The organism is Vibrio sp. 03_296, from assembly GCF_002265885.1.
Window position 1 is genome coordinate 1 of sequence record NZ_NPKW01001255.1, and the last position, 540, is coordinate 540.

At 54.3% G+C, this 540-nt stretch carries 1 rRNA gene; it reads left to right on the forward strand.

Annotation, left to right across the window (positions count from 1 at the left end):
• Positions 1 to 540: ribosomal RNA gene (locus CIK04_RS31370) — 16S ribosomal RNA — on the forward strand; the annotation flags it as partial.

Sequence of the window (540 nt, forward strand, 5' to 3'; positions counted from 1 at the left end):
CTCGCGTCAGGATATGCCCAGGTGGGATTAGCTAGTTGGTGAGGTAAGGGCTCACCAAGGCGACGATCCCTAGCTGGTCTGAGAGGATGATCAGCCACACTGGAACTGAGACACGGTCCAGACTCCTACGGGAGGCAGCAGTGGGGAATATTGCACAATGGGCGCAAGCCTGATGCAGCCATGCCGCGTGTGTGAAGAAGGCCTTCGGGTTGTAAAGCACTTCAGTCGTGAGGAAGGTGGTAGTGTTAATAGCACTATCATTTGACGTTAGCGACAGAAGAAGCACCGGCTAACTCCGTGCCAGCAGCCGCGGTAATACGGAGGGTGCGAGCGTTAATCGGAATTACTGGGCGTAAAGCGCATGCAGGTGGTTTGTTAAGTCAGATGTGAAAGCCCGGGGCTCAACCTCGGAACTGCATTTGAAACTGGCAGACTAGAGTACTGTAGAGGGGGGTAGAATTTCAGGTGTAGCGGTGAAATGCGTAGAGATCTGAAGGAATACCGGTGGCGAAGGCGGCCCCCTGGACAGATACTGACACT